Genomic DNA, 18,907 nt, shown 5'->3' with positions numbered 1-18,907 from the left:
TCGCGGTTAGGTCTGACCTCGCCTGGTGAAACTGGATTCGCCCCGCCGACGCTGCGGCAATGGGTTTCGACCGGAGGGTGGTCGGCAGGGCGAAACTGGTTTAGGCGTCGACAACCGCCTGCAGTGCCTCGATCAACGCCGGCACATCATCAGCGGCAATCGCCAGCGAATCCGTTCCCTGCCCAATGAATAGAGTTCGGACGTCACCTAAAGTGGCCTCTTCAGGCGCTGGTGTGGTCAGCTCGACAGTAACGATCTCACTCATAGTCTCAAATTCAGCAGTCATTGCGTGCTCCTGTTTGTTTCTGGAACCAATATTGCGCGACCCCATTTATTGAGTCAACAGACATGAGCAAGTATTCGAAATTATACGCTTCTCGATACTTTATGCGTTATTATGCGACTTGTTAGATGCGCAAGATTATGATTTAAAATCACGTCATCCGAACCGTGACGTTATAGCGAACAACAGTTGCGCCGATGTGGATCGGCTCAACTGCTATAACCTTACCGAGCGCGCCGTTGGCGTTGAAATCATCGTTAGCTTTCGGCACGTAAGTGCTCAGTGATGTCGGTGAAACGATCACACTTCGATCCGCCTGTGTGATCAAACCGGCCAAGGCTTCAGGCTTGTATCCACGAACGAAACCGGTCGCCGATTGGATGGTCGAACCGCGCTTAAAGCCGATCGGCTGACCATGGCGAGCGAGTTGGTGATCGAGCGCCGCGATGGCTTCGGACGGGGTCATGATCGGTACAACCGCAAGCCGGCCAGAAGCGACTCCGTGGCCTTCCGGATGGTCTCACTTGCCGCTGGAGAGATCGAGTAATTGGTCACCCCAACACCCTCGACCGTCTCCGATCGCAAAAAGGTCTCGGTAGCGCCCAGATCGCGCAAATGTTGGACGGCCAAAATCACCGCATGACGGGCTTCCTGCGGGACATTGATATAGCCACCGGCCTTATACGTGATCCGCACCGCATCCGGCTCATTGGCGAGCGCCGGTCGACCGTTGGACAGCAACAGACGATCGCCAACCAACCGATACGCGGCCGGATCAAGAGTCTGCTCGACGCCGGCCGGGTCGAGGTACTTCACAGACATGATGGACAGGATCGGGCGACACGGCAGGACATCCGGCCAGTAGGAGCCCTGCCACAGCAAGGTCTGCTCGCCCAGCGAACGGCCCAGCCAGCCCATAGGCGCCGTGATAGAGTTGGTCACGCCTGCGATCAGGCCGGCGAGCGCAGTGTCACCACTGGTGCCGCCCCGGATGTCGGCAGGCATGACGAATGGTGTCGGTGGCGTGACCACCGACAGGTATGACGTTTGCATTTGGGATGTTCTCTATGTGATTATTGGGAATGTTGCGGAGAACATAATTGCTGACCGAAGCCAGTATAACGTCCCTGCCCACAGCCCATATTCGATCTTTGGTTCTTGCGGGCTATTTCATGACCAAATGGAATCAAACCGAGGAGCGCCTCCGCTACATGCTTTGCTCGGCGCTAGGTTTGAGTTTTTCACAAGGCTTAATTGTCTTCGCTGAAACTCCAACCGCGGCATTAATCAACACCGCGCTCAAAGTGGGTGATATCGTTGTTGAGGGCGGACAGGACAAGGATCGCATAGCGAGGGCGTTGAAGCGGCTGCACGCCCTAAACAGCGTAAGAAAAAAACTAGCGCACCGTGGATTTGGTGCGGGTCCACAGGGTGACTTAGTGATCGTCACTTCCGAAAGTGGAAACGTTGAGATGGCTGCTGCTTATACGATCAACCAGATTCTTGACTTCTGCACCGAGCTGGACAGCATTGCGACCGATCTAAGCTCTGTATCGGACGTACTAGCCGCACAGTCGACGGCAGCGCATGAGCGCACAATGAAAGAACTAGAGGCGTTATGGCAGGGTTCTGAAGACCCATTATTCTAGTGTACGCAAGGGACGCTTCATGCGGCGATGTTCAACATCGAGCCAAGCGCCGGCCGCTTGAATGTCTTCCTTTTCGCCGAACACCCAAGCGCAGCACGAACAAACAACAGACGCGCGCGGATCGATCGGGAGATGTGCCACCGGTGTCTGACAGCCTGCACAAACTAGAATGTATTCGGTGTGAGTCTCGTTAGCTGTCGTGCGGTAAAACTCCAACCCGCGCACCCGTTCGACTATATGGACCATACGCTTGAGGTGTTTTCGCTCAAACGGCTTGCGCTTGTGGCTGGGTACACCGCGAAACTCTTCGCCGATGGCCTGGATCGAGCGCAGCAATACTGGTTCACCGGCAGCTTGACCGGCAGCCGCTTCCTGCCTGAAAAATGGGTAATCAGCCATGTACAACCTCCCTCATCATAGCGCGCTTCGCACGCTCAGCATTCAAATCGATTACATTTCCGGTGAACCGTGGCGCCGTTGCCGCTGAGGCAAACCGTGTATCAAAAGCGGCCAGAGCGCTCGCCACCAAAGCGGCACGCATGGTGGCAGGTGTGCTTACCATCTGGCTTTCCAACGCATCGGCGACGGACGCCTTAGACGCGAGGTGAATTGTCGCCCGGATTTCCGGATCCACCTCTGCGGCGGCCTGTAGCGCGGCCACGTCTGCAGCTATGCGCGCAAATCCGAGAGACGCGGTTGCCACTACTGCTATTGTCATGCCGCCCTCCGGTTCTGACGCTCAGCCGCGCGGCGCTGTTGCCGGGACATGGAAGGCTTTGTCAGGCGGTTAGCCAGAGACAACGCACGAGCGCCAGCCAGCCAGGCGGAACCGTGGCCAGGAACCTCAGACGGCGCGAGGATGAGATTTTCGCCTACTCGATCAGTCGTCCAATTATGAATTGTGCGAGTATTCACACCCGCAACGGTAACGGCGGTGTGCTCGATCGATCCGCCAATGACGGCGTGCTCGTCTGCCCCCTCGAATGAGATTGAAGCACCCGGGGTCTTCCTCATTTCCTCCATCAGGAACGGGGCGACTATGGTCACACCCGCCCTGACCAGAAGGTCACGGTCGGCAGTGCTGTGCTCAACACCGTTACTAAAGCCCGTGGTACTTTCGCGGAGGAACCAGCCAAGCCGACCGCCATAATCTGCAGTCTGGAAAGTGTAGACCCTAGGTCCATCACGCTCGGAGATCGCCGCGATGCTTACGTCGAGCGGCACGCCGCCAAACGGCAGGTTGCGCAACGCCAGTTGGCGCTTGAGGTCGGTAATGGCCAGATCAACACCACCCGCAACCGCGAAAATATCCGCGATTGCTTCCTCGACATCGCCACCCGCGTCGACCATTCCGCGCGTGAAGATCACACCTCGACCGCCAGGAAGCGGCCGAATCTTCGAGGTGAATGCAAGGACGATTCCATCCTCGTCATAAGTGGCGGTATCACTGAAAACGTCGACCCGATCGGCCGAAACAACGCTTATGAATCCGGTCATTACGCGGCTTTCTTTTCGATCGTGGCGGCCAGTTTAGCCACCAGTTTGATGAAGTTGGGCGGTGGGGATTGGGTCAGCGTGGCACCAGCCTCTCGGGTCGCGCTGGCCGCAGCCTGGCGCGCTTCCAGAGCGGCACGCTCCATCTGCTCTTGGAGGTCTAGCTGCTCGTTAAACCGCGTGTGTGCATCAACGAGAGCGTTGATCTCTGAGATGGTCCGCGCCTGGCCGATATTGTTGCTAAATATATCGTCGGCACGCTGACGCTCAGTCCTAACGTCCGGCGTCATCCGCTGCAATTGCGCCACCGCATCAGCAACGCCGGCAAGGCCGTGCATCTGAACGATGATCGGAATCGAGCGCGGCAGGTTGTTGAGTGAGACCGACAACGAGTCCACCTGTGCGCGTGCACTGTCCAGTTGGTCGACCAGTGCCAGGAGATCGCGGGCATATTTTCGGGCTTGATCGCTGGCACCGGTATCATTGGCCAGCCGGGTTAGCTGAATCTGTACAGCGTCAATCTCGGAGTTGGTGGAACGTGCCGAAAGACCGAGATCCTGCAGTGCGGTAGAGGCCGCGATCGTGTCAGCGTGGATCATCCTGGACATGCCCATTTGCTGCAGGTCCGTCGAAATCTCCTGTTCTTTTGCGGCGATGGTCGCGAGAATGGTATCGATCTCTTTGAGCGCCTCAAGCCGCGCTGCTTCCAGATCGCTTGCCACCGCCCCTTGCGGCCGGATGTTTGCCGCTTCAATGAAGCCTGCGGCGGCATCCTGCGCAGACTTGTAACCGGTCAACACCTTGTCCAGCCATTCGGCATGTTCCTTCAGCGCCTCGTTAGCGTCCTTAGTCCCCTTGCTCATCGACATCAGGGCTTGGATTCCATAGCTACCCAGCGCGATGACACCCATCGTCACCAGCGAGACCGGGGAAACGATCGAAGCGAACGCGGCACCCAACGTGCGGACCGTTCCGGTCAGGCCCTGGCCACCTAACGCGGCTGATAGCTGGGTTCCTTGCTGTAGAGCGATCTGCAGCGGACTCATGCCCATCTGTGAAGTGACGGCGATGTCCTGAAGCTGCGCAGCAACGTTCGCCGTAGCAAATCCAGAAGCCTGCCCAACACGCCGGTAAGAAGCGGCAAGGTTATCGTTCGCCACCGCTGCCCGTGTAGCGTTCCCGGCGGCGTTCGCGACCGCCTTTACGTGCGCCTGTTCGATGGCAGTCAACTGGCGAACGGCGTCGGCTTCCGCCATCTTACCACGGATAACGAGGTTTGACGCGGCCGCAGCGGCGCGGCTCAATTCCCTCTCAGCAGCAATGCGAGCGCGATAAGCGGGGTCTGATTTGCCAACCAGGTTGGCAAGCGCCCGTTCCTCCGCATCCATCATCGCGGCGCGCGCCTTCAACACCGGGATGTTAGCTTCCATGGCTGCACGCTGGCGATCTAGCTGCGCATTGAATGCGTCTATGGTTGGGCTGGCCTTGGCTGTGGCGGCACCGGCCCGGTTCATCCCGGCGGCGAAATCGTTCACGGTCTTGAGCGCGCCAGAACCGTCAACGACAAGTTTTGTCGTCACGATATTGGTTACTGTCATTGTTTGTCCTTATAGAACGCGGATCCCGCGCTTCTCGTAAACAGAGGGGCCGTCGTCACCATGCATCGCGCGGCCAACGGCGATACGGTCCCGGTTGGGCCGTATCGGATGGTCGGGCGCCGTGCTCACGCCGCCGCCTTCTCCAGGCTGGCGAAAATGGCGGCGCGGTCGAGCGGCTGCTCGCCGATGACCACGAGATTGGTTACCTTGGCTTCGCCCGGCTTCCAGGGGCGATCGAAGTAAGCGGTGACGCGGGGACCGACTGCCTGGATGGCAAGGCGGGCGGCCGCGCCGGGGGTAAAGAAAAACCCGCCGATTAGGGCGGGTTGTGCAGGCTGTGTTCAACATTTGAATTGCAGTACTTTGCGTGTTCCACTCCAACCGGTGAGGGGTTCTCGATGTGTAAGGGATCGTCAGTACCCCTCCCCTTTTTTTCCTATAGGATGCCGCGCCGCCGCATCGCGGCTTCGGCGCGTCGTCGGGAAGCGTTCCGGGCGTCGTGTGACTTGTCGCTGGCAGAGCGGGCGAGCGCGGCACTTGTGGTCGGGTAGGCCGGAAATACCGTTGCGGTGATTTCGAAAAGGTCAACGTCTGTGATCGTCCTCAACGGTAGCTGGCGGCCACCGTCGTCCCAATGTTCAGCACGTACCCTAAAACCAAAACTACAGCCGCTCACGTCGCGACGGGTGATAGTGCCCAAGGCCGTTTGACCTTCTGGGGTGGTCTCGTCGACTTCTAGGCTGAAGTATAGGCCGATGGTGTCCTCGCGGAGATCTAGAGTCCCTGCAGACGTCCTGCCCAATACGCGCCCCGAGTCATGGTCCAGCAACATCACGACGTCCGGGCGTTCACGCAATGTGCGGGCAAAAGCACCTTTCGCAAGCCGCTCGCGAAATTCGCCCGCGATAGTGGTAACGTCGCCGAACCGGGCAGCGTAACCGCTAATTCTGGGCAAGTTTCCTCTCCATCGCCCCAAGCTCCGACTGCGCCCGCAGTGCGCGAGCGATCTTGTTGGGATCGTCGTTTCCGTAGTATTCGCTCTTTCCAGGCACCTTGATGCGCCGCTCACTACCACGCCGGCGGAAACGTGTGTCCGCGCGTTCCATCCGGGTCTCCATTTCAGACATAACCAGCCGCCTTCGCTTCTCTGACAAACCGATGCACATGGCCATCTTCTCGATCACCGAGGAACGACGGTTCAAACACGCCCAAAGCTGCCCAGGAGCAGCCGTCGACTTCCATCTCTTCGACCAACTCTCTAAGCGACAAGCGGGCCGCATGGGCCTGTTCAAGTGCCGAGGCGAGTGCTGCAACGCGCTTTCCGTATTCCGGTTTTACCTTCTCACGCACCATCGCTGAAGCACGACCGCGCGCCTCTTCGACACGCCGGCGCTGCAGTTCGATTGCTGTCTCATGGTCCGTGATGGCTCGGCGAACTTCTGCCAGACGCGCCAGCAACGCGGTCCGCGCATCTACTTTATCGTCACCAAGCAGTGCGGCTACGCTAGCCCGTACAGTCGGCGCTGGGGTTTCGGAGATTTCCCGCTCCAAGCGTCGGCGCTCCTGGGAAAGTTCGGTCAGAGCGTCCTGCAGCCCACCCAGTCGCTGGACCCGTTCTCGATATTCCGTATCGCTTTCTACGAGCGTTGGTACAACAAATTGTGGAGGCGAAGACTTCTTCAGCAAAGCCATATCAGCGGGATCCTCTAAATAGGGCGCGCGCGCAATCGCGGAATGCAGCGCCAGAGATGGTTGTAGACGTACGGTGACCAGCGGCCTGCCAATGCGCAGCGTTAGCGCCGACGGGAACAAACCGGGTAGCGCGGCCAAGGTGATGTACGACGACTTCAGGCCAAGTTCCGACCACCTCAATGGAGAGATCGGCTAGGTCGTCTGGAAACTCGAGCGCAGTTTCTACAAGCGCTAGCATCTCACTTCGGAGACGCACGACCGACGTCGGGGCGCCGGCAAGAGACACGCCGCCTGGTGTGGCCTCAAGATAGGTGGCCACGGCCGCGCCTGTCTCCGCCAACGTCTTGTTCGCAGCGAGTGCGATTAGCAGCGCGACGAAACCGTCAGGAGAGATTTGGGGCGCAACGCCAGGCGCGCCATGTTCGATATAACCGGCTTCTTGCAGCCGTTGAGCCACGGTGCGGCCGCGGGAAATTGGAAAGCCTAGATGCCGCTCAAAAGCGGTCAGGGCGTGTTTCAAGGTAGGCACATGCGCGCCCTTTCTGAATTTCTGGATGTTTGGAGTAAGAGGCCAATAAAAAGGCCCTCGCCGATGGGGGCGAAGGCCAAGTGATGACACCACGTGGTCGTGTCCCGGGACGTGGTGTAACTGAGGTGGTCAAGCCGCTCGCGAGCGCGCCATTAGGAGCGCCGTAGCGAGCGAGCGGCTGGGTGGTCATCGACGGATTTCCGGTAAGGTCTGGTTGCTTACGCCAACCCTGTACCTGAAGGACCACCGATGACCGACTCGATGATGAACCTGCGCTCGCTGGTAGAGAAGGCCCCCGACGCCGATATTCTGCGCGAGATGATTGGCTTTGCTGCCGAACGGCTGATGGAAATGGAAGTGGGTGCCGCCACTGGCGCCGGCTATGGCGAAAAGAGCGCCGAGCGGCGGGTCCAGCGCAATGGCTACCGCGAGCGGGACTGGGAGACCCGGGCCGGCACGGTCGAGCTGCGCATCCCCAAGCTTCGCAAGGGCAGCTACTTCCCTGGCTTTCTGGAACCTCGGCGGCTGGCCGAGAAGGCGCTGACGGCGGTGATCCAGGAGGCGTATATCCAAGGCATCTCGACCCGGTCGGTGGACGACCTGGTCAAAGCCATGGGCATGAGCGGCATCTCAAAGAGCCAGGTCAGCCGCCTGTGCGAGGAGATCGATGGTCGGGTGAAGGCTTTCCTTGAGCGGCCGATCGAGGGCGACTGGCCCTACCTGTGGATCGACGCCACCTACCTCAAAGTGCGCCGGGGCGGCCGCATCGTCTCGGTGGCCGCCATCATGGCCGTGGGCGTCAATGCCGATGGCCGGCGCGAGGTGTTGGGCATGGAGATCGGCACCTCGGAAGCCGAGGCGATCTGGACCGAGTTTCTGCGCAAGCTGACCCGCCGCGGCCTGCGAGGCGTGAAGCTGGTGATCTCCGATGCCCATGAGGGCATCAAGGCCGCCGTCACCAAGGTGCTTTGCGCCACATGGCAGCGCTGCCGCGTTCACTTCATGCGTAACGTCCTCGCCCATGCCGGCAAGAGCGGTCGCCGCGTGGCCAGTGCCTTTATCGCCACGGCCTTCGCCCAGGAGACGCCGGAGGCGGCCAGCACCCAGTGGCGCGCCGTTGCCGACCAAATCCGCCCTCGCGTGCCCAAGCTTGCCACCATCATGGATGAGGCCGAGCACGACGTCCTCGCCTACATGAGCTTCCCCAAGGAGCATCGGGCCAAGTTGCACAGCAACAACCCGATTGAACGGGTGAATGGCGAGGTGAAGCGCCGGACCGAGGTCGTGGGCATCTTCCCCAACGAGGACGCAATCATCCGCCTCGTCGGCGCTATCCTGCTCGAACAGAACGATGAATGGGCGGTTCAGCGGGCGAGATATATGACGCTGGAATCCGTCGCCCCGTTGAGCGATGATCCCCTCGTCAGCTTGCCGGCAGTTCCCGCACGCTGACCAGCCCGGCCAAGCCGGATATGCGTGGAGGCCAAGCCTCAGTTACACCACGCAGTGGGGCACGATCCACCACGTAGAGAGGTTGCGGCCTCTAGTGGAGTTGCGGCACCATCTGCATTTTAGGGACTCCACGCTTCAGCAAGCGCCGAAAGCGCGTCGTCGATCATGCGGATACCCCAACGTTCGGCAATCTTCCCGACATAGCGGCGCGTCTCGCCGATTGCCTTGGCCGTCGATGGCCCAATGGCGAGCTCGAGTACGTTCGCGTGATCTGCTCCGATCGCCTTACGCACTTGCCGGAAATCCTGACGGGCTAGGATATGCTCATCGATGGCAAATATCCCTACCGCTGGGACGTCGGCGCCTCGCATCTCGTTGGAGTGTTGGCGGGCGCCTCGCGTGATGGCCGGCTGCTGGTGCCACTTCTGGGCAGGACTTGTACGATAGCCAATTAGGCGGTTTCGACCGTCGAACAAGAGACCTGCCCATGCCTTGCGCAACGCGGGCTCCGACAGATTGGAGTTGGCGCGGGTATCCTGACAGATAATCTCGCAACGGCGCCGGTCCTCAAGCCAACCCGCCCAGATCGTCGGATCGATCGCGCGCTTGATCTCACCGATCGTCGGCCGGAAGCCCATCAAAGAGTCGACCTCTTCGATCGCTTCGTCAGCCGCTCGGTCGTCTTCCTCGCCATTCGACACTCCAGGCGACGGGTAGTTGTCGTTCGCCGGTGAGTTCATGGCCAGGTCTGAGAGCGTCCGCCAGAGCCATAGGAGGCGCAGTTCCTCTTTGCGATCTTCCCTTAAGAGGCGCGCGGCGGTTGGCCAAGATAGGACGCGTCGGCCGTCCCACTTCTGATTATCGTTTGCAGGAACAAGCGCAGACGCGAAAGCGCCTGCAGTCAAAGCAGGTTTCATTTTCTTGATCCGTGGTGTGTGGAGAAACGCCGCTTACACGGTCTTAGTTTTGATCAGCTGGCCGGCGCTGATTGACATGAACGATGGCTGTGTATTTTTTCGAATGTCAATAGCATATTGACATTCGGTCCAAAATATTGCAGGCGCTCGCAACTTAGGATGGACGGTAGTGGCGGTGAAGGGGTGGCTTGCAGACGGGCAGGTTTCAAATAACAGCAGCATGAAGCTGCCTTTACTTGTTCTATATACCACGTTCCCACCGACGCCTCGATCACGAGGAAGCAGCCCGTTACTACTCTGGCGACGGCACAACTTGGATCAGGAAGGCAATGAAGCGCAAATGCAGAGTTTCATAGTGTCTCGCCGCAAATGGCGTTGCGTTACGATGCTAGCCATTCTAGGGGGGGTGGGAGCGGTGCTGGCTGCCAGCTCCTTCATAGAACCAATAATGTTGATACCGCTGACGGGATGGGCCCTTTTAGCGGGTGGCACCTTGTGGAATGCTACCCGATCGCTTGCCTCAGGTGATGTACGCTTAAGTTGGGACAGGCAAAGGCTTTTCATATTTCCATTGCAGGGCGAAGTCGCAGTGGAGATCGAAGCGGCGACGTGGGTCTTCAGTGACCGAACGAATATCGTAATCTGCGGCATTCACGCATTACCCAGGTTCAACTCAGGTCATGTGCGCTGCAACGGCCGCGAATTGACAGTTGATGGCTTCCTTGGCTCCGCGCCTGCAGGACTTAGTGACATCGTCCAACACCTAGGACCGGCAAAAAGATGGTTGTGGCGCTATATGCCCATCTGATGTTGGGCAGAAATAGTGATCCTACGTTCCTGCACCGTCCGGTTTTGAGACTAACACTGGCGGCTCCTAACGACCGTTATGGGGTCGAAAGACGACCACCAACTGCAATGCCCCAAAATAATCTCAAAACCTGCGGGGTTTCGCGCGACTGACCAAAGCCGGTCCGTAAAGTGGCGCCAGTTTTAGGATGTCGGCACCCCCTCCCTGGTGCCCACCCCGCTACGCTCCGCTATCACAGCGCTTGTAATGGCAGTCACTAGAGCGCACACTGTTGGTACGGAAAGGGCCTGCGCTGCCCGTCGTTCATGTTCACCCAGACAACCGGATGTTCCTGGTCGGAATGGAGCAGCTCCATCTTGGAGCGGCTGCGCTGGGAGATATGGGATGGCCACAATCCCACCGAACGTCAATGCAGATCAACCCAACATGGTCCATGAAGCCGAGGTTGCTATCGGCCAACACACGCTGAAGGCCCGCTACTTTGTTGAGGGCGGTACGGTTGTCGCGAAGATAGGCGACAAGACATATCAGTGCTTCATCGGCACTTTGTCTGCGGCTGAGATAGTGCAAGCTTTGCTAAAAGAGATCGCAGAGTCCGAGCATAATGTTGGGGGGCCTTAACATCCCGAAAATGAGCCAGGACCGCCACCGGCATGGCCGATAAATTTTCACGTCCGCAAGATTCGGAATCGTGAGTTGGCCGTCTTCGGCTACCAAAATCCCTTCTTCTGGGCGGGCTGCGGAGCAGGCGCCAGCGTGTAGAATTGCCGCCCAACCTCCTGCCCACCGTTGACCACTATTGTCACGCTTTCCAATCGCTCGTCTTTGCGCAGCAAGATGGACTGCGTCATCGCCCCGGCCGCCATAATGGTGGTTGAATAGCCCTCTATCGACCAGCCGTCCTTCAGGCGATTTGCTAGCGTATCGCTCATCATAAGCCCCCTCGATCAACTTTGCCACACTTTGCCCTTACGCGCGCGAAACGCCTAGACCCTTCTCTATAGAAGAAGATCCAAAGTCTATCTGTGTCTCACGCGCGCAAGGACAAAGTGGTACAGAGTCCCTAGTTGCCGTCGGCGATGATCGCCCTAACTTCCTCCCGCCGCCTGGCCTCCGCAGCCGCGCGTTCCGCAAACATGGCGTGAACTGCGGCCGTCACCTTGTAGCGCGGCGATTTGGCATTGCGGGCGCCCGGAGCCGTCGGCGTCAGCCATCCAAACGCATCCAACTGCGCAAGCACCTCTTGAGCCTGGTCCTCGGCCATCTGGCGCATTTTCCGATCGCCCCGGCGGGCCTCGCTCACTGAGATGGATTCCAGTCGGTGCGCCAGGATGTAACCCGCAACGGCCGTCACCTTGTCCTGGTCGTCCGCTGTACCGAGAACGTTGGCGTAAAACGCCAGGAGATGACGATAGATGTACTCGTCAATGAACGCGGCGACGCGCTCCGCAACATCCGCGCTAATCTCATTGGCCGGCATATCGCCACGCGTCTCGAGGCAATGGAACACGATACACAAGCGGGCAAACAGCGCGTCGTACTTTCCCAGGTGTGCGCCAATCTTCCGGTTGACCGTCTCCCATGCCATTGCCAGTTCGTGGTGGCGCTTCTCGCGTTTCGCCCGGATTTCGTGCGCCCCGTCCGAGAACCTCAGAGTATCACCGCGCAAGCGCATGCGCCTCATGCAGGTAATAGCGTCGCGATAGTCACCGACTTCGCTACCCGACGGAGCATCTGTCCCGACCCTGGCCGGGCCAAGGCAAATGGGAACAATCCGCTGCATGAGACCATCGTCCGCTAAGTCCTTTGATATGGCCCGGATCGGTTCAGGTTGAATACCACCCAAGAGCGAAACCGAGAGATTGGGAACAAGAGCCGCACCGCGCCCAACCCGGTTGACCGCATACGATCCACCGTTGAACGCCTGCAGCCAGAATCCGCGGTCAGATGCCGACGCCTTCGAACTCCCGTATTTCTCCATGGATCCGAACCAGGCTGACAGCTCGTCGCGTATCAGCAGGAGGCCTTGCTCGTTATCGGTAAGCACCTGCTGAGCGGCCTCAACGGTAACATCCTCGATACGAGTCCGCTCCTGGCGCGGTGGTGGTGTAGCGGCCTTCTGCGCCTTGTCCATGCGCTCCCAATCCGCCATCCGATCGACATAGCTGCGCAACAGCCCGTCATCGATCTGGCGCAGTGGCGCCGACGCGACCGAGATTGTGGGACTCTTCTTCGTGCTGGGCGAGCCAATGAGCGCACACCACAAACGGGCGGACTCCGTCCACGACGGATCGTGGCGTTTCACTTGCAATTTTACGGCGTCGGGAATGGCGGCTGCCGCAACAGTGAGCGCAGCCATGGCTAACCCGCCGGGATCAACACCCATAGGCTGGCGACGGCCGCCGCGCCATTGTCGCAAGGCCCGTCGTTTGCCCCTGAAGGTATTCGTGTGGCCTTAGGACACAATGCCACCCGCTCTTGGTGAGTGAGCTTTCCCCAGTCCGGAAGCTGGCTTTCTTGGGCTTTAGCGGTCATTGGCCGGCACCCCAATCGCTTCCACCGCCATCTGAGTGAGTCGTTCGGTCAACTCAGGCGAGAAGGTCGCCGCGCGGCGCTTGCCGGCGTTCGGGGCGAACAGGCGGATATTGCCATCACGCATTCGCAGAAGGCGAAGGCCGTACAAGCGAGCATCCGGGGTAAGTTCAATGTCGATCGTGCCAAGGCACAGGTGACCGCCCTTATCGGGCTCAGAGAGCGGGCGGGCGAAAAGAAGTTTCATGGTGGTTTCTCCATGTTGCTGGCGGTGCGCCAGGCGAGTTGAAAGACGCCGCCCACATGAGGGCAGCGCGGTTCGGCCGCCGACGCGGACGCCGGCGGGAAGATTGCGGTGATGGGGTGGTTAGGCGGCTAGTGAGCCTTCGGGAATGCTATAATTTGCGCTGTGTGTTGTTGCGCGGATGTGACTTTGGGGCGGTCATTGATCGCACTCAGGATCGCCGCAACATATGGATCGCGAAAGCCTTGCGCTGCCTCGCTTGCCAACATTTGCGCAATATTCGGCACGCATCCACAGCCGTATTCGTACCCAGGTGTCGACAACCATTCCGCCCGACGACCCGCTTCGATCGTCAAGTCCACCAGAAGGTCGGCCGGTGGCGCAAGTTTCAGCAAAGCTCGCGCGAAGCTTGAGACGTCGCGTTGGAACGCACTCGCGTGGGTGATTTCATTTACTAGCGCCTCAGCAATAGCGGCTTTCTCGGGCCGAGAGAGTCGGCTCATGCTGCCACCTCGACGCTGGCGCCGTTGTCGTTGGCTGGACGCGCTGCGATGCGCTGGTCGATCCAGGCCTCGACCTCAGCGCGTACGAAAGCGATGCGGCGCTCTCCCAATCGTACAGGTTTAGGAAATTCCCCCTCAGCAGCCATGAGGCTAAGTAGGGGACGCGAAAGGGAGGTCGCTATTGCGGCCTCTTTTGGCGAGATGAGGCGCGGCTTGTCATTCGTCATAAAGTGAACTCCTCCTATGGCGATAAATGCACAATATGCGTTTATATTTCGCTTTGTCAATAGGCGTATTGCGCGCATTAATGATGTAAGTTAGGGTGCTGGCACAGGTCGAGAGGTTCAGATGGCTTCACAGAAGCAGTTGGTGGCGGTGGTGGCTGAGACTATGGGGGTGCCGATCGAGTCCGTAACCGTAATTGACCGTTACTTGGCGGAGGCCGGTCTACGTACCCGCGCCCTTCGGGGTAGGGGGCAAACGCCAATGACCTATCGCGACGGCGCACACTTGATCATCGCTACTGCATGGGAAGCGAATCCGAAGGATGCGGTAGCGCTCGTCACCAAGTTCGGACAGCTTCAGGCACTACAAGTCGCCGAAGACTCTTCCATTGCGGAGGATGCGCTAGGAGCGACGTTCGCTGAGGCGCTGGCCAATTCGCTTGAGTCTGTGCCAGAGCATCGACAGCAATTTGGCGCCCACGAGGATAATCCCGATCACATGTCGTTACGTGTGGTGATGCGTCAACCTCATTCAGAGGCAGACATTATTCTCCACAAAGACGGGCGTAAGCATACGTTTCAATACCGCCAGCACTGGGATCGCGATCGGGGTCACGTGGCTAAAGGAGATTTGTCACGTTCTGCTGAGTTTACTCAGATTACGCTTGGTTTTGTCGGGGAATCCATTGCTGACGGCGTCGATAGGTAATCCGCCCATTCCTGCATCATCTCGGCACGCTTCGCCAATGCTGTACCACGCCGGTAGGCGGCTTCAGCCTTATCTTTTATGACGTGAGCAAGTGCAGCCTCGGCGACATCGCGAGGGTACTGGGTTTCATCACCGGCCCAATCCCTGAAACTTGAGCGCAACCCATGGAGCGTAGCATCGCCGGCGCCGGATTCACGCAGGATCTTGACCATCGCTGTGTCGCTGATCGCGGCGCCTTCCTTGCCACCCTCGAATACTAGATCGCTGGTGGCCTTCTGGCGCTGACCTTCAAGAATGGCAACGGCGCGATCGGACAAGGGCACTTCGTGTTCCTTGCCCGACTTCATCCGCTCTTTCGGTACGGTCCAGAGGCGGGCAGCAAAATCGATCTCTGACCATTTGGCCTGTCTAACCTCGTTCGTACGCGCGGCCGTCAGCGCTGCGAATTCCACCGCCCTTGCAGACGTCGCCACGGACTGGCGCAACCTAACAATGACGTAGGGTAGGTCTTTGTAGGCGACAGCCTTGTGGTGCCCACGGGTAAGCTTCTGGCGGGCAGGAAGCAGTTCCTTCAAGCCACCGCGCCATTCCGCTGGGTTGTCACCAATGTAAAGCCCACGCGCCTTCGCGTGGTCAATGACAGCTCCGATGCGCTGTCGCGTCCGATCGGCCGTCTCAGGGATGCTGGTCCAGATTGGGCGCAGTGTTTCCAGCACATCATCGCGCGTGACTTCTGCGATGGGCTTTTTGTGCAGCGCCTTGGCGTAGGTATCGAGAGTCATGCGCCATTGGGCTTTATGCTTATCATTCCGGAAGCTGGCATGTTTGACGGCGATGACATCTTCCATGACTTCGGCAAACGTCTTGCTGGGTGTGTGTAGCTGCTCGCCTCGAGCAAGACGCTCGCGTACGGCCTGGGCCTTTTCTCGTGCAAGTGCCAGCGAGACAGGTGCTGTGCCCTGGCCATATCCACCCAAGCCAAGCTCAACCCGCGTGCCACCACGTCTCGTGATGAAGAACCATTGTTTAGAACCGCCCGCTCGCACCCGCAGAAACAAGCCGTCCCCATCACTGTAAACTCCCGGCAAAGAGAGGCTCTTAATCTTGGTTTCAGTCAGCTTGTTCCGTGCCATCACCGAGTCCCGTTGCCATAACGCAGACAACAAAACTGGTGAAAATACGGAAAATAGCAAGGTCTAAAACCCCAGATTTGCTAGGGTTTCACCGGACAGGCGGGCTTCCTCTCCGCCACTTTCCTTACGCCGACCGGGTAAGGTGTTTCCCCCATATTTCAGCCGTCGTCACAGTCAAAACGATCACGAACAGACCGTGTCTGTGCGGGCGAATAATTTGCTGTCACGGGTTATATCGAGCGGGCTGGGTCAGCGATGCGTTCTTGCGGCTTCGGGAGTTCCGAGCGCGAGGTCACCGACCGTCTCAATCTGTTAAATATCATCGACCTAAAGCTCGCAGCTCTGGCGCGCCTTCGACGGCAATGTGCGAGTGGGATCGGCTTAAAACTTGAGCTGCGCGTTATAATCTGAGCCATTGCAGATAAAGTTGGCCGTCATCTTTCGCCGGCTCTCGACCGGCTTCCTTGACGTGCCGCTCGATGCGTTCTCTGAGTTCTGGGGCAAGCGTTTCGCCCCATCTGAACTCTTCAAGCACGGTACATATTCGTCGTTCCAGAGTGCTCATGCCTTGCTCCCCTCGAGGCAAGTGGCAGTGAGGGCGAAGATGACGTGTTTCTAGACGATATCCGGCGCGCCGCTTGCCCCACACGCGGTGCACCCAAGGTACTTCGAAGCCACATGTACTGTACTACGTAGAAGGGGACAAAGAGACCAAAGTATCCTGTCGTCGTAGCAATTCTAAACATAGATTATCGAAGGCTGCCAGCGCGGCAACGTTATAAAGGCCAAAAATTGTAGTTTCGATTGAGTTTCGGCGTCCCCTTCGGGTGCAGGGCGCCAACAGGATCTGGCGCGCGGGGTGTCCGCGCGCCGTGGAGCTAAACCGGTCGCGACGTGGTTGAGACCACTACACATTACTGGATGGTGTCTGAAAAAGAGACCGCGCCTGATCCCGGCAATGTCACCTGAGAATTACTGCCATTCGACGCTCTCCTGATGCGGTGTGTCGAGTTCAAGACCTCGACTGATCATCTCGACGATGGCTTCGAGTTGATCAATCTTGCCGGGCCAGGCCTGACCATGGACCAGAACTGCGTTCTCAAAGCATGCGCGGTCGGTGTAGCGCGACGCGAACACCAGCATCTCGAGGGCCATAGAGATGAGCTCGCGTGTCTCGATGCAGGTATCGATCTCCATGCTGCCCACGCCGTGCTTGCCCTGATCGTCGAGCCGGAAGTTGAACCGGTTCTTGCTTTCGTACAAACCGAATTCCAGACGTGGTTTCTTCAGAACGGTGTAGCTGCTTATTGGCCTTAGTCTCCTTGAGCCCCGCAAGATGCACTCAGTTTCATCCAGCGAACATTCCGCCGTATCGACCTGAGCGTTTGACCCGCGGGGTCATGCAGTCAGTTAATTCTCACCATCTCCCATGCTGGCTGAACCCAGGATTAACCAAAGGACGCGCTTCCGTTCACTTGAGCCCCTGGTGGCCTCAACGGCGCGTGCAAAAACACCGCCAACCTGCAGCGGTTAGCGGTGTTGTCTGCCGACCAACCCGGGTTCGGGACCTAGTTGTCCCGGGTCCAGATGGTCTTGTCGATCCTGCCGTTGAGTTCGGGGTAATCCGCTGCGTGGAATACCGGGTCTCGCCCGGCCTTTCGCTGTGCCGCATAATCCTTTGTCAGCTTTACAACCGTGCCTGACAAAAGGACGATGGCTATGAGATTGACCGTCGCCATCAGACCCATGGACGCGTCCGCAGCGTTAAACACGGTCGCCACGCTCTCGTAAGCGCCCCAGATCACCATGGCGATGACGCCCAGGCGTAGTGCGATGAGCCCTGGGCGATTGCCGAGGCGGAGGAAGGTAAGGGCGTTCTCGGCGTAGGAGTAGTTGCCGATGATCGAAGTGAACGCAAAGAACAGTATGGCAATGGCGATAAAGGGATGGCCCGCACCCCCGATATGAACGCTCATTGCGGCTTGGGTGAGCGGTGTGCCGGTGAGCTCGCTGCCCGGCACCATGACACCGGAGAGGAGGATCATGAGGCCGGTGGCGGTGCAGATCAGGATCGTGTCGATGAACACTCCGAGCGACTGCACGAAACCTTGCGCTGATGGGTGGTGAGGATCTGGCGTGGCAACCGCAGCGATGTTCGGCGCCGAACCCATGCCGGCCTCATTGGAAAACAGACCGCGCTTGACGCCATTGAGCAGCGCTCCGGCGATACCGCCAGTCGCCGCCCCGAAGCCGAACGCATTCTGCACAATCATGCCGAGCATTCCCGGCACTTCTGCAAAATTGGTGATCACTACGTAGAGCGCCACCGCAAGATAAATGACGGCCATGAAAGGCACGATCCACTCGGCCACGCGTGCAATCTGCCTGATCCCGCCGAAGATCACCGCTGCGGTAAGAGCGGCCAGCCCCACCCCGCCCCAGAGTTTGTCGAAACCGAAAGCGCCCTGGAAAGCATCGGCGATGGAATTGGCCTGAACCGCGTTGAACACGAGGCCAAATGCGAGGATCAGGCAGACAGAGAAAATGCCCCCAGCCCAAGGCGCGCCAAGGCCCCGCGCGATATAAAACGCAGGCCCGCCGCGATAGTCTCCGGCCTCGTTTCTGATCTTGTAGAGCTGGGCAAGCGTGGATTCGGCGTAAGCCGTGGCCATGCCAAGGAAGGCGACCACCCACATCCAGAAGAGTGCGCCAGGACCGCCGAGATAGAGGGCAACCGCGACGCCCGCCAGATTGCCTGTGCCGACACGAGAGGCGAGGCTGGTGCAAAGCGCCTGAAATGGGGTGATGCCAGATCTGTCGTTTCTGTTCGATCCCATCACCGCCCGGAACATTTCCGGGAAGTGCACCAGTTGCACGAAGCCAAGCCTGATGGTGAAGAACAACCCGACTGCGAGCAGGCCGTAAATCAGCACATAGCCCCAGAAAATCTCGTTGAGAAAATTGATGATCGGGTCCATGTGCGCGTTCTCCGTGCCTGTCCGTTTCCTGACGAGCGATGGAGCAGTTCCCGGTATCGCTCACCTTTCACGGCTATTGGACGTCGATAATTGCCTCTCGGCAATACGCCTGACAGCGGTTTCTCGGTCAAAGCGGCAGAAAGAGACCGCCGTTGCGAACTG

At 58.8% G+C, this 18,907-nt stretch carries 23 protein-coding genes; 4 read left to right on the top strand and 19 right to left on the bottom strand.

The genetic code is table 11. The features are described from left to right. Positions 1–100: 100 nt before the first annotated feature. From NYQ88_RS14975 to NYQ88_RS14965, 3 genes are all read right to left on the bottom strand, one after another. Entirely contained in the window at positions 101–286 is a 186-nt protein-coding gene (locus NYQ88_RS14975) for a hypothetical protein (protein ID WP_275651921.1), read from the bottom strand. A gap of 148 nt (positions 287–434) precedes the next feature. Then, positions 435–749, bottom strand: a complete 315-nt coding sequence (locus NYQ88_RS14970) for a hypothetical protein (RefSeq protein WP_275651920.1) — start codon at positions 747–749, stop codon at positions 435–437. Next, positions 746–1,336, bottom strand: a complete 591-nt coding sequence (locus NYQ88_RS14965; RefSeq protein ID WP_275651919.1) for a hypothetical protein — start codon at positions 1,334–1,336, stop codon at positions 746–748. The genes NYQ88_RS14970 and NYQ88_RS14965 overlap by 4 nt, the downstream gene beginning before the upstream one ends. A gap of 47 nt (positions 1,337–1,383) precedes the next feature. Here NYQ88_RS14965 and NYQ88_RS14960 point away from each other — a divergent pair, with 47 nt between their 5' ends. After that, positions 1,384–1,932, top strand: a complete 549-nt coding sequence (locus tag NYQ88_RS14960; protein ID WP_275651918.1) for a hypothetical protein — start codon at positions 1,384–1,386, stop codon at positions 1,930–1,932. Here NYQ88_RS14960 and NYQ88_RS14955 read toward each other — a convergent pair. The 6 genes from NYQ88_RS14955 to NYQ88_RS14930 all read right to left on the bottom strand — a co-directional run bounded on the left by NYQ88_RS14955 (position 1,924) and on the right by NYQ88_RS14930 (position 6,716). Continuing rightward, a complete protein-coding gene (locus NYQ88_RS14955; protein WP_275651917.1) occupies positions 1,924–2,331 on the bottom strand; it encodes a hypothetical protein in 408 nt (135 codons plus the stop codon). The genes NYQ88_RS14960 and NYQ88_RS14955 overlap by 9 nt on opposite strands. Before the next feature lie 315 nt (positions 2,332–2,646). Then, positions 2,647–3,429: a hypothetical protein gene (locus NYQ88_RS14950; RefSeq protein ID WP_275651916.1), complete on the bottom strand. Its 783-nt coding sequence runs from the start codon at positions 3,427–3,429 to the stop codon at positions 2,647–2,649. Next, a complete protein-coding gene (locus tag NYQ88_RS14945; protein WP_275651915.1) occupies positions 3,429–5,024 on the bottom strand; it encodes a phage tail length tape measure family protein in 1,596 nt (531 codons plus the stop codon). Before NYQ88_RS14945 ends, NYQ88_RS14950 begins: the two co-directional genes overlap by 1 nt. A gap of 125 nt (positions 5,025–5,149) precedes the next feature. Next, entirely contained in the window at positions 5,150–5,341 is a 192-nt protein-coding gene (locus NYQ88_RS14940; RefSeq protein WP_275654930.1) for a GTP-binding protein, read from the bottom strand. A 119-nt stretch (positions 5,342–5,460) separates the two neighbouring features. Beyond that, a complete protein-coding gene (locus NYQ88_RS14935; RefSeq protein ID WP_275651914.1) occupies positions 5,461–5,979 on the bottom strand; it encodes an HK97 family phage prohead protease in 519 nt (172 codons plus the stop codon). Positions 5,980–6,143: 164 nt separating this feature from the next. Further along, entirely contained in the window at positions 6,144–6,716 is a 573-nt protein-coding gene (locus NYQ88_RS14930; RefSeq protein ID WP_275651913.1) for a hypothetical protein, read from the bottom strand. A gap of 778 nt (positions 6,717–7,494) precedes the next feature. Between NYQ88_RS14930 and NYQ88_RS14925 the strand changes: the two genes are divergently transcribed. Further along, positions 7,495–8,697, top strand: a complete 1,203-nt coding sequence (locus NYQ88_RS14925) for an IS256 family transposase (RefSeq protein WP_024849733.1) — start codon at positions 7,495–7,497, stop codon at positions 8,695–8,697. Positions 8,698–8,816: 119 nt separating this feature from the next. On the opposite strand, the gene NYQ88_RS14920 is transcribed toward NYQ88_RS14925, so the two are convergent. Then, positions 8,817–9,614, bottom strand: coding sequence for a hypothetical protein (locus NYQ88_RS14920; protein WP_275651912.1), 798 nt, complete (start codon positions 9,612–9,614; stop codon positions 8,817–8,819). A gap of 1,192 nt (positions 9,615–10,806) precedes the next feature. On the opposite strand from NYQ88_RS14920, the gene NYQ88_RS14915 reads away from it, so the two are divergent. After that, on the top strand, positions 10,807–11,043 hold the full coding sequence (locus tag NYQ88_RS14915; RefSeq protein WP_275651911.1) for a hypothetical protein: 237 nt from the start codon (positions 10,807–10,809) through the stop codon (positions 11,041–11,043). An 89-nt stretch (positions 11,044–11,132) separates the two neighbouring features. Here the strand turns inward: NYQ88_RS14915 and NYQ88_RS14910 are convergent, their stop codons facing one another. The 5 genes from NYQ88_RS14910 to NYQ88_RS14890 form a co-directional block, all read right to left on the bottom strand. After that, positions 11,133–11,357 (bottom strand): hypothetical protein, encoded by a 225-nt coding sequence (locus NYQ88_RS14910; protein WP_275651910.1) that lies wholly within the window; start codon positions 11,355–11,357, stop codon positions 11,133–11,135. A gap of 128 nt (positions 11,358–11,485) precedes the next feature. Beyond that, complete coding sequence (locus NYQ88_RS14905; protein ID WP_275651909.1) at positions 11,486–12,808, bottom strand: DUF3987 domain-containing protein; 1,323 nt, start codon at positions 12,806–12,808, stop codon at positions 11,486–11,488. 138 nt (positions 12,809–12,946) lie between these two features. Next, positions 12,947–13,201: a hypothetical protein gene (locus NYQ88_RS14900; protein ID WP_275651908.1), complete on the bottom strand. Its 255-nt coding sequence runs from the start codon at positions 13,199–13,201 to the stop codon at positions 12,947–12,949. A 128-nt stretch (positions 13,202–13,329) separates the two neighbouring features. Next, positions 13,330–13,701 (bottom strand): hypothetical protein, encoded by a 372-nt coding sequence (locus tag NYQ88_RS14895; RefSeq protein ID WP_275651907.1) that lies wholly within the window; start codon positions 13,699–13,701, stop codon positions 13,330–13,332. Next, complete coding sequence (locus tag NYQ88_RS14890; RefSeq protein ID WP_275651906.1) at positions 13,698–13,928, bottom strand: AlpA family phage regulatory protein; 231 nt, start codon at positions 13,926–13,928, stop codon at positions 13,698–13,700. The genes NYQ88_RS14895 and NYQ88_RS14890 overlap by 4 nt, the downstream gene beginning before the upstream one ends. A gap of 259 nt (positions 13,929–14,187) precedes the next feature. On the opposite strand from NYQ88_RS14890, the gene NYQ88_RS14885 reads away from it, so the two are divergent. Continuing rightward, entirely contained in the window at positions 14,188–14,634 is a 447-nt protein-coding gene (locus NYQ88_RS14885; protein WP_275651905.1) for a hypothetical protein, read from the top strand. Here the strand turns inward: NYQ88_RS14885 and NYQ88_RS14880 are convergent. From NYQ88_RS14880 to NYQ88_RS14865, 4 genes are all read right to left on the bottom strand, one after another. Next, a complete protein-coding gene (locus tag NYQ88_RS14880; RefSeq protein WP_275651904.1) occupies positions 14,580–15,767 on the bottom strand; it encodes a site-specific integrase in 1,188 nt (395 codons plus the stop codon). The two genes, NYQ88_RS14885 and NYQ88_RS14880, sit on opposite strands and share 55 nt — an antisense overlap. 400 nt (positions 15,768–16,167) lie before the next feature. Continuing rightward, a complete protein-coding gene (locus NYQ88_RS14875; RefSeq protein WP_275651903.1) occupies positions 16,168–16,332 on the bottom strand; it encodes a hypothetical protein in 165 nt (54 codons plus the stop codon). Positions 16,333–16,739: 407 nt separating this feature from the next. Next, positions 16,740–17,030, bottom strand: coding sequence for a hypothetical protein (locus NYQ88_RS14870; protein ID WP_275651902.1), 291 nt, complete (start codon positions 17,028–17,030; stop codon positions 16,740–16,742). 305 nt (positions 17,031–17,335) lie between these two features. Further along, the gene (locus tag NYQ88_RS14865; RefSeq protein ID WP_275651901.1) at positions 17,336–18,745 is read right to left on the bottom strand and encodes a sodium:alanine symporter family protein; all 1,410 of its coding nucleotides are present in this window, start codon (positions 18,743–18,745) and stop codon (positions 17,336–17,338) included. Positions 18,746–18,907 lie beyond the last annotated feature (162 nt).

Source organism: Devosia sp. SD17-2 (assembly GCF_029201565.1).
Taxonomy (GTDB): Bacteria; Pseudomonadota; Alphaproteobacteria; order Rhizobiales; family Devosiaceae; genus Devosia.
The sequence above is the reverse complement of the archived record's forward strand: the minus strand, read 5'-3'. Positions and strand labels throughout refer to the sequence as shown.

Coding starts and splice junctions, on each gene's coding strand:
- NYQ88_RS14875 (WP_275651903.1), bottom strand. CDS start 16,332: ATGAGCACTCTGGAACGACGAATATGTACCGTGCTTGAAGAGTTCAGA.
- NYQ88_RS14950 (WP_275651916.1), bottom strand. CDS start 3,429: ATGACCGGATTCATAAGCGTTGTTTCGGCCGATCGGGTCGACGTTTTC.
- NYQ88_RS14895 (WP_275651907.1), bottom strand. CDS start 13,701: ATGAGCCGACTCTCTCGGCCCGAGAAAGCCGCTATTGCTGAGGCGCTA.
- NYQ88_RS14885 (WP_275651905.1), top strand. CDS start 14,188: ATGACCTATCGCGACGGCGCACACTTGATCATCGCTACTGCATGGGAA.
- NYQ88_RS14930 (WP_275651913.1), bottom strand. CDS start 6,716: ATGGCTTTGCTGAAGAAGTCTTCGCCTCCACAATTTGTTGTACCAACG.
- NYQ88_RS14865 (WP_275651901.1), bottom strand. CDS start 18,745: ATGGACCCGATCATCAATTTTCTCAACGAGATTTTCTGGGGCTATGTG.
- NYQ88_RS14925 (WP_024849733.1), top strand. CDS start 7,495: ATGACCGACTCGATGATGAACCTGCGCTCGCTGGTAGAGAAGGCCCCC.
- NYQ88_RS14970 (WP_275651920.1), bottom strand. CDS start 749: ATGACCCCGTCCGAAGCCATCGCGGCGCTCGATCACCAACTCGCTCGC.
- NYQ88_RS14965 (WP_275651919.1), bottom strand. CDS start 1,336: ATGCAAACGTCATACCTGTCGGTGGTCACGCCACCGACACCATTCGTC.
- NYQ88_RS14880 (WP_275651904.1), bottom strand. CDS start 15,767: ATGGCACGGAACAAGCTGACTGAAACCAAGATTAAGAGCCTCTCTTTG.
- NYQ88_RS14905 (WP_275651909.1), bottom strand. CDS start 12,808: ATGGGTGTTGATCCCGGCGGGTTAGCCATGGCTGCGCTCACTGTTGCG.
- NYQ88_RS14945 (WP_275651915.1), bottom strand. CDS start 5,024: ATGACAGTAACCAATATCGTGACGACAAAACTTGTCGTTGACGGTTCT.
- NYQ88_RS14975 (WP_275651921.1), bottom strand. CDS start 286: ATGACTGCTGAATTTGAGACTATGAGTGAGATCGTTACTGTCGAGCTG.
- NYQ88_RS14920 (WP_275651912.1), bottom strand. CDS start 9,614: ATGAAACCTGCTTTGACTGCAGGCGCTTTCGCGTCTGCGCTTGTTCCT.
- NYQ88_RS14915 (WP_275651911.1), top strand. CDS start 10,807: ATGGCCACAATCCCACCGAACGTCAATGCAGATCAACCCAACATGGTC.
- NYQ88_RS14890 (WP_275651906.1), bottom strand. CDS start 13,928: ATGACGAATGACAAGCCGCGCCTCATCTCGCCAAAAGAGGCCGCAATA.
- NYQ88_RS14900 (WP_275651908.1), bottom strand. CDS start 13,201: ATGAAACTTCTTTTCGCCCGCCCGCTCTCTGAGCCCGATAAGGGCGGT.
- NYQ88_RS14955 (WP_275651917.1), bottom strand. CDS start 2,331: ATGGCTGATTACCCATTTTTCAGGCAGGAAGCGGCTGCCGGTCAAGCT.
- NYQ88_RS14910 (WP_275651910.1), bottom strand. CDS start 11,357: ATGATGAGCGATACGCTAGCAAATCGCCTGAAGGACGGCTGGTCGATA.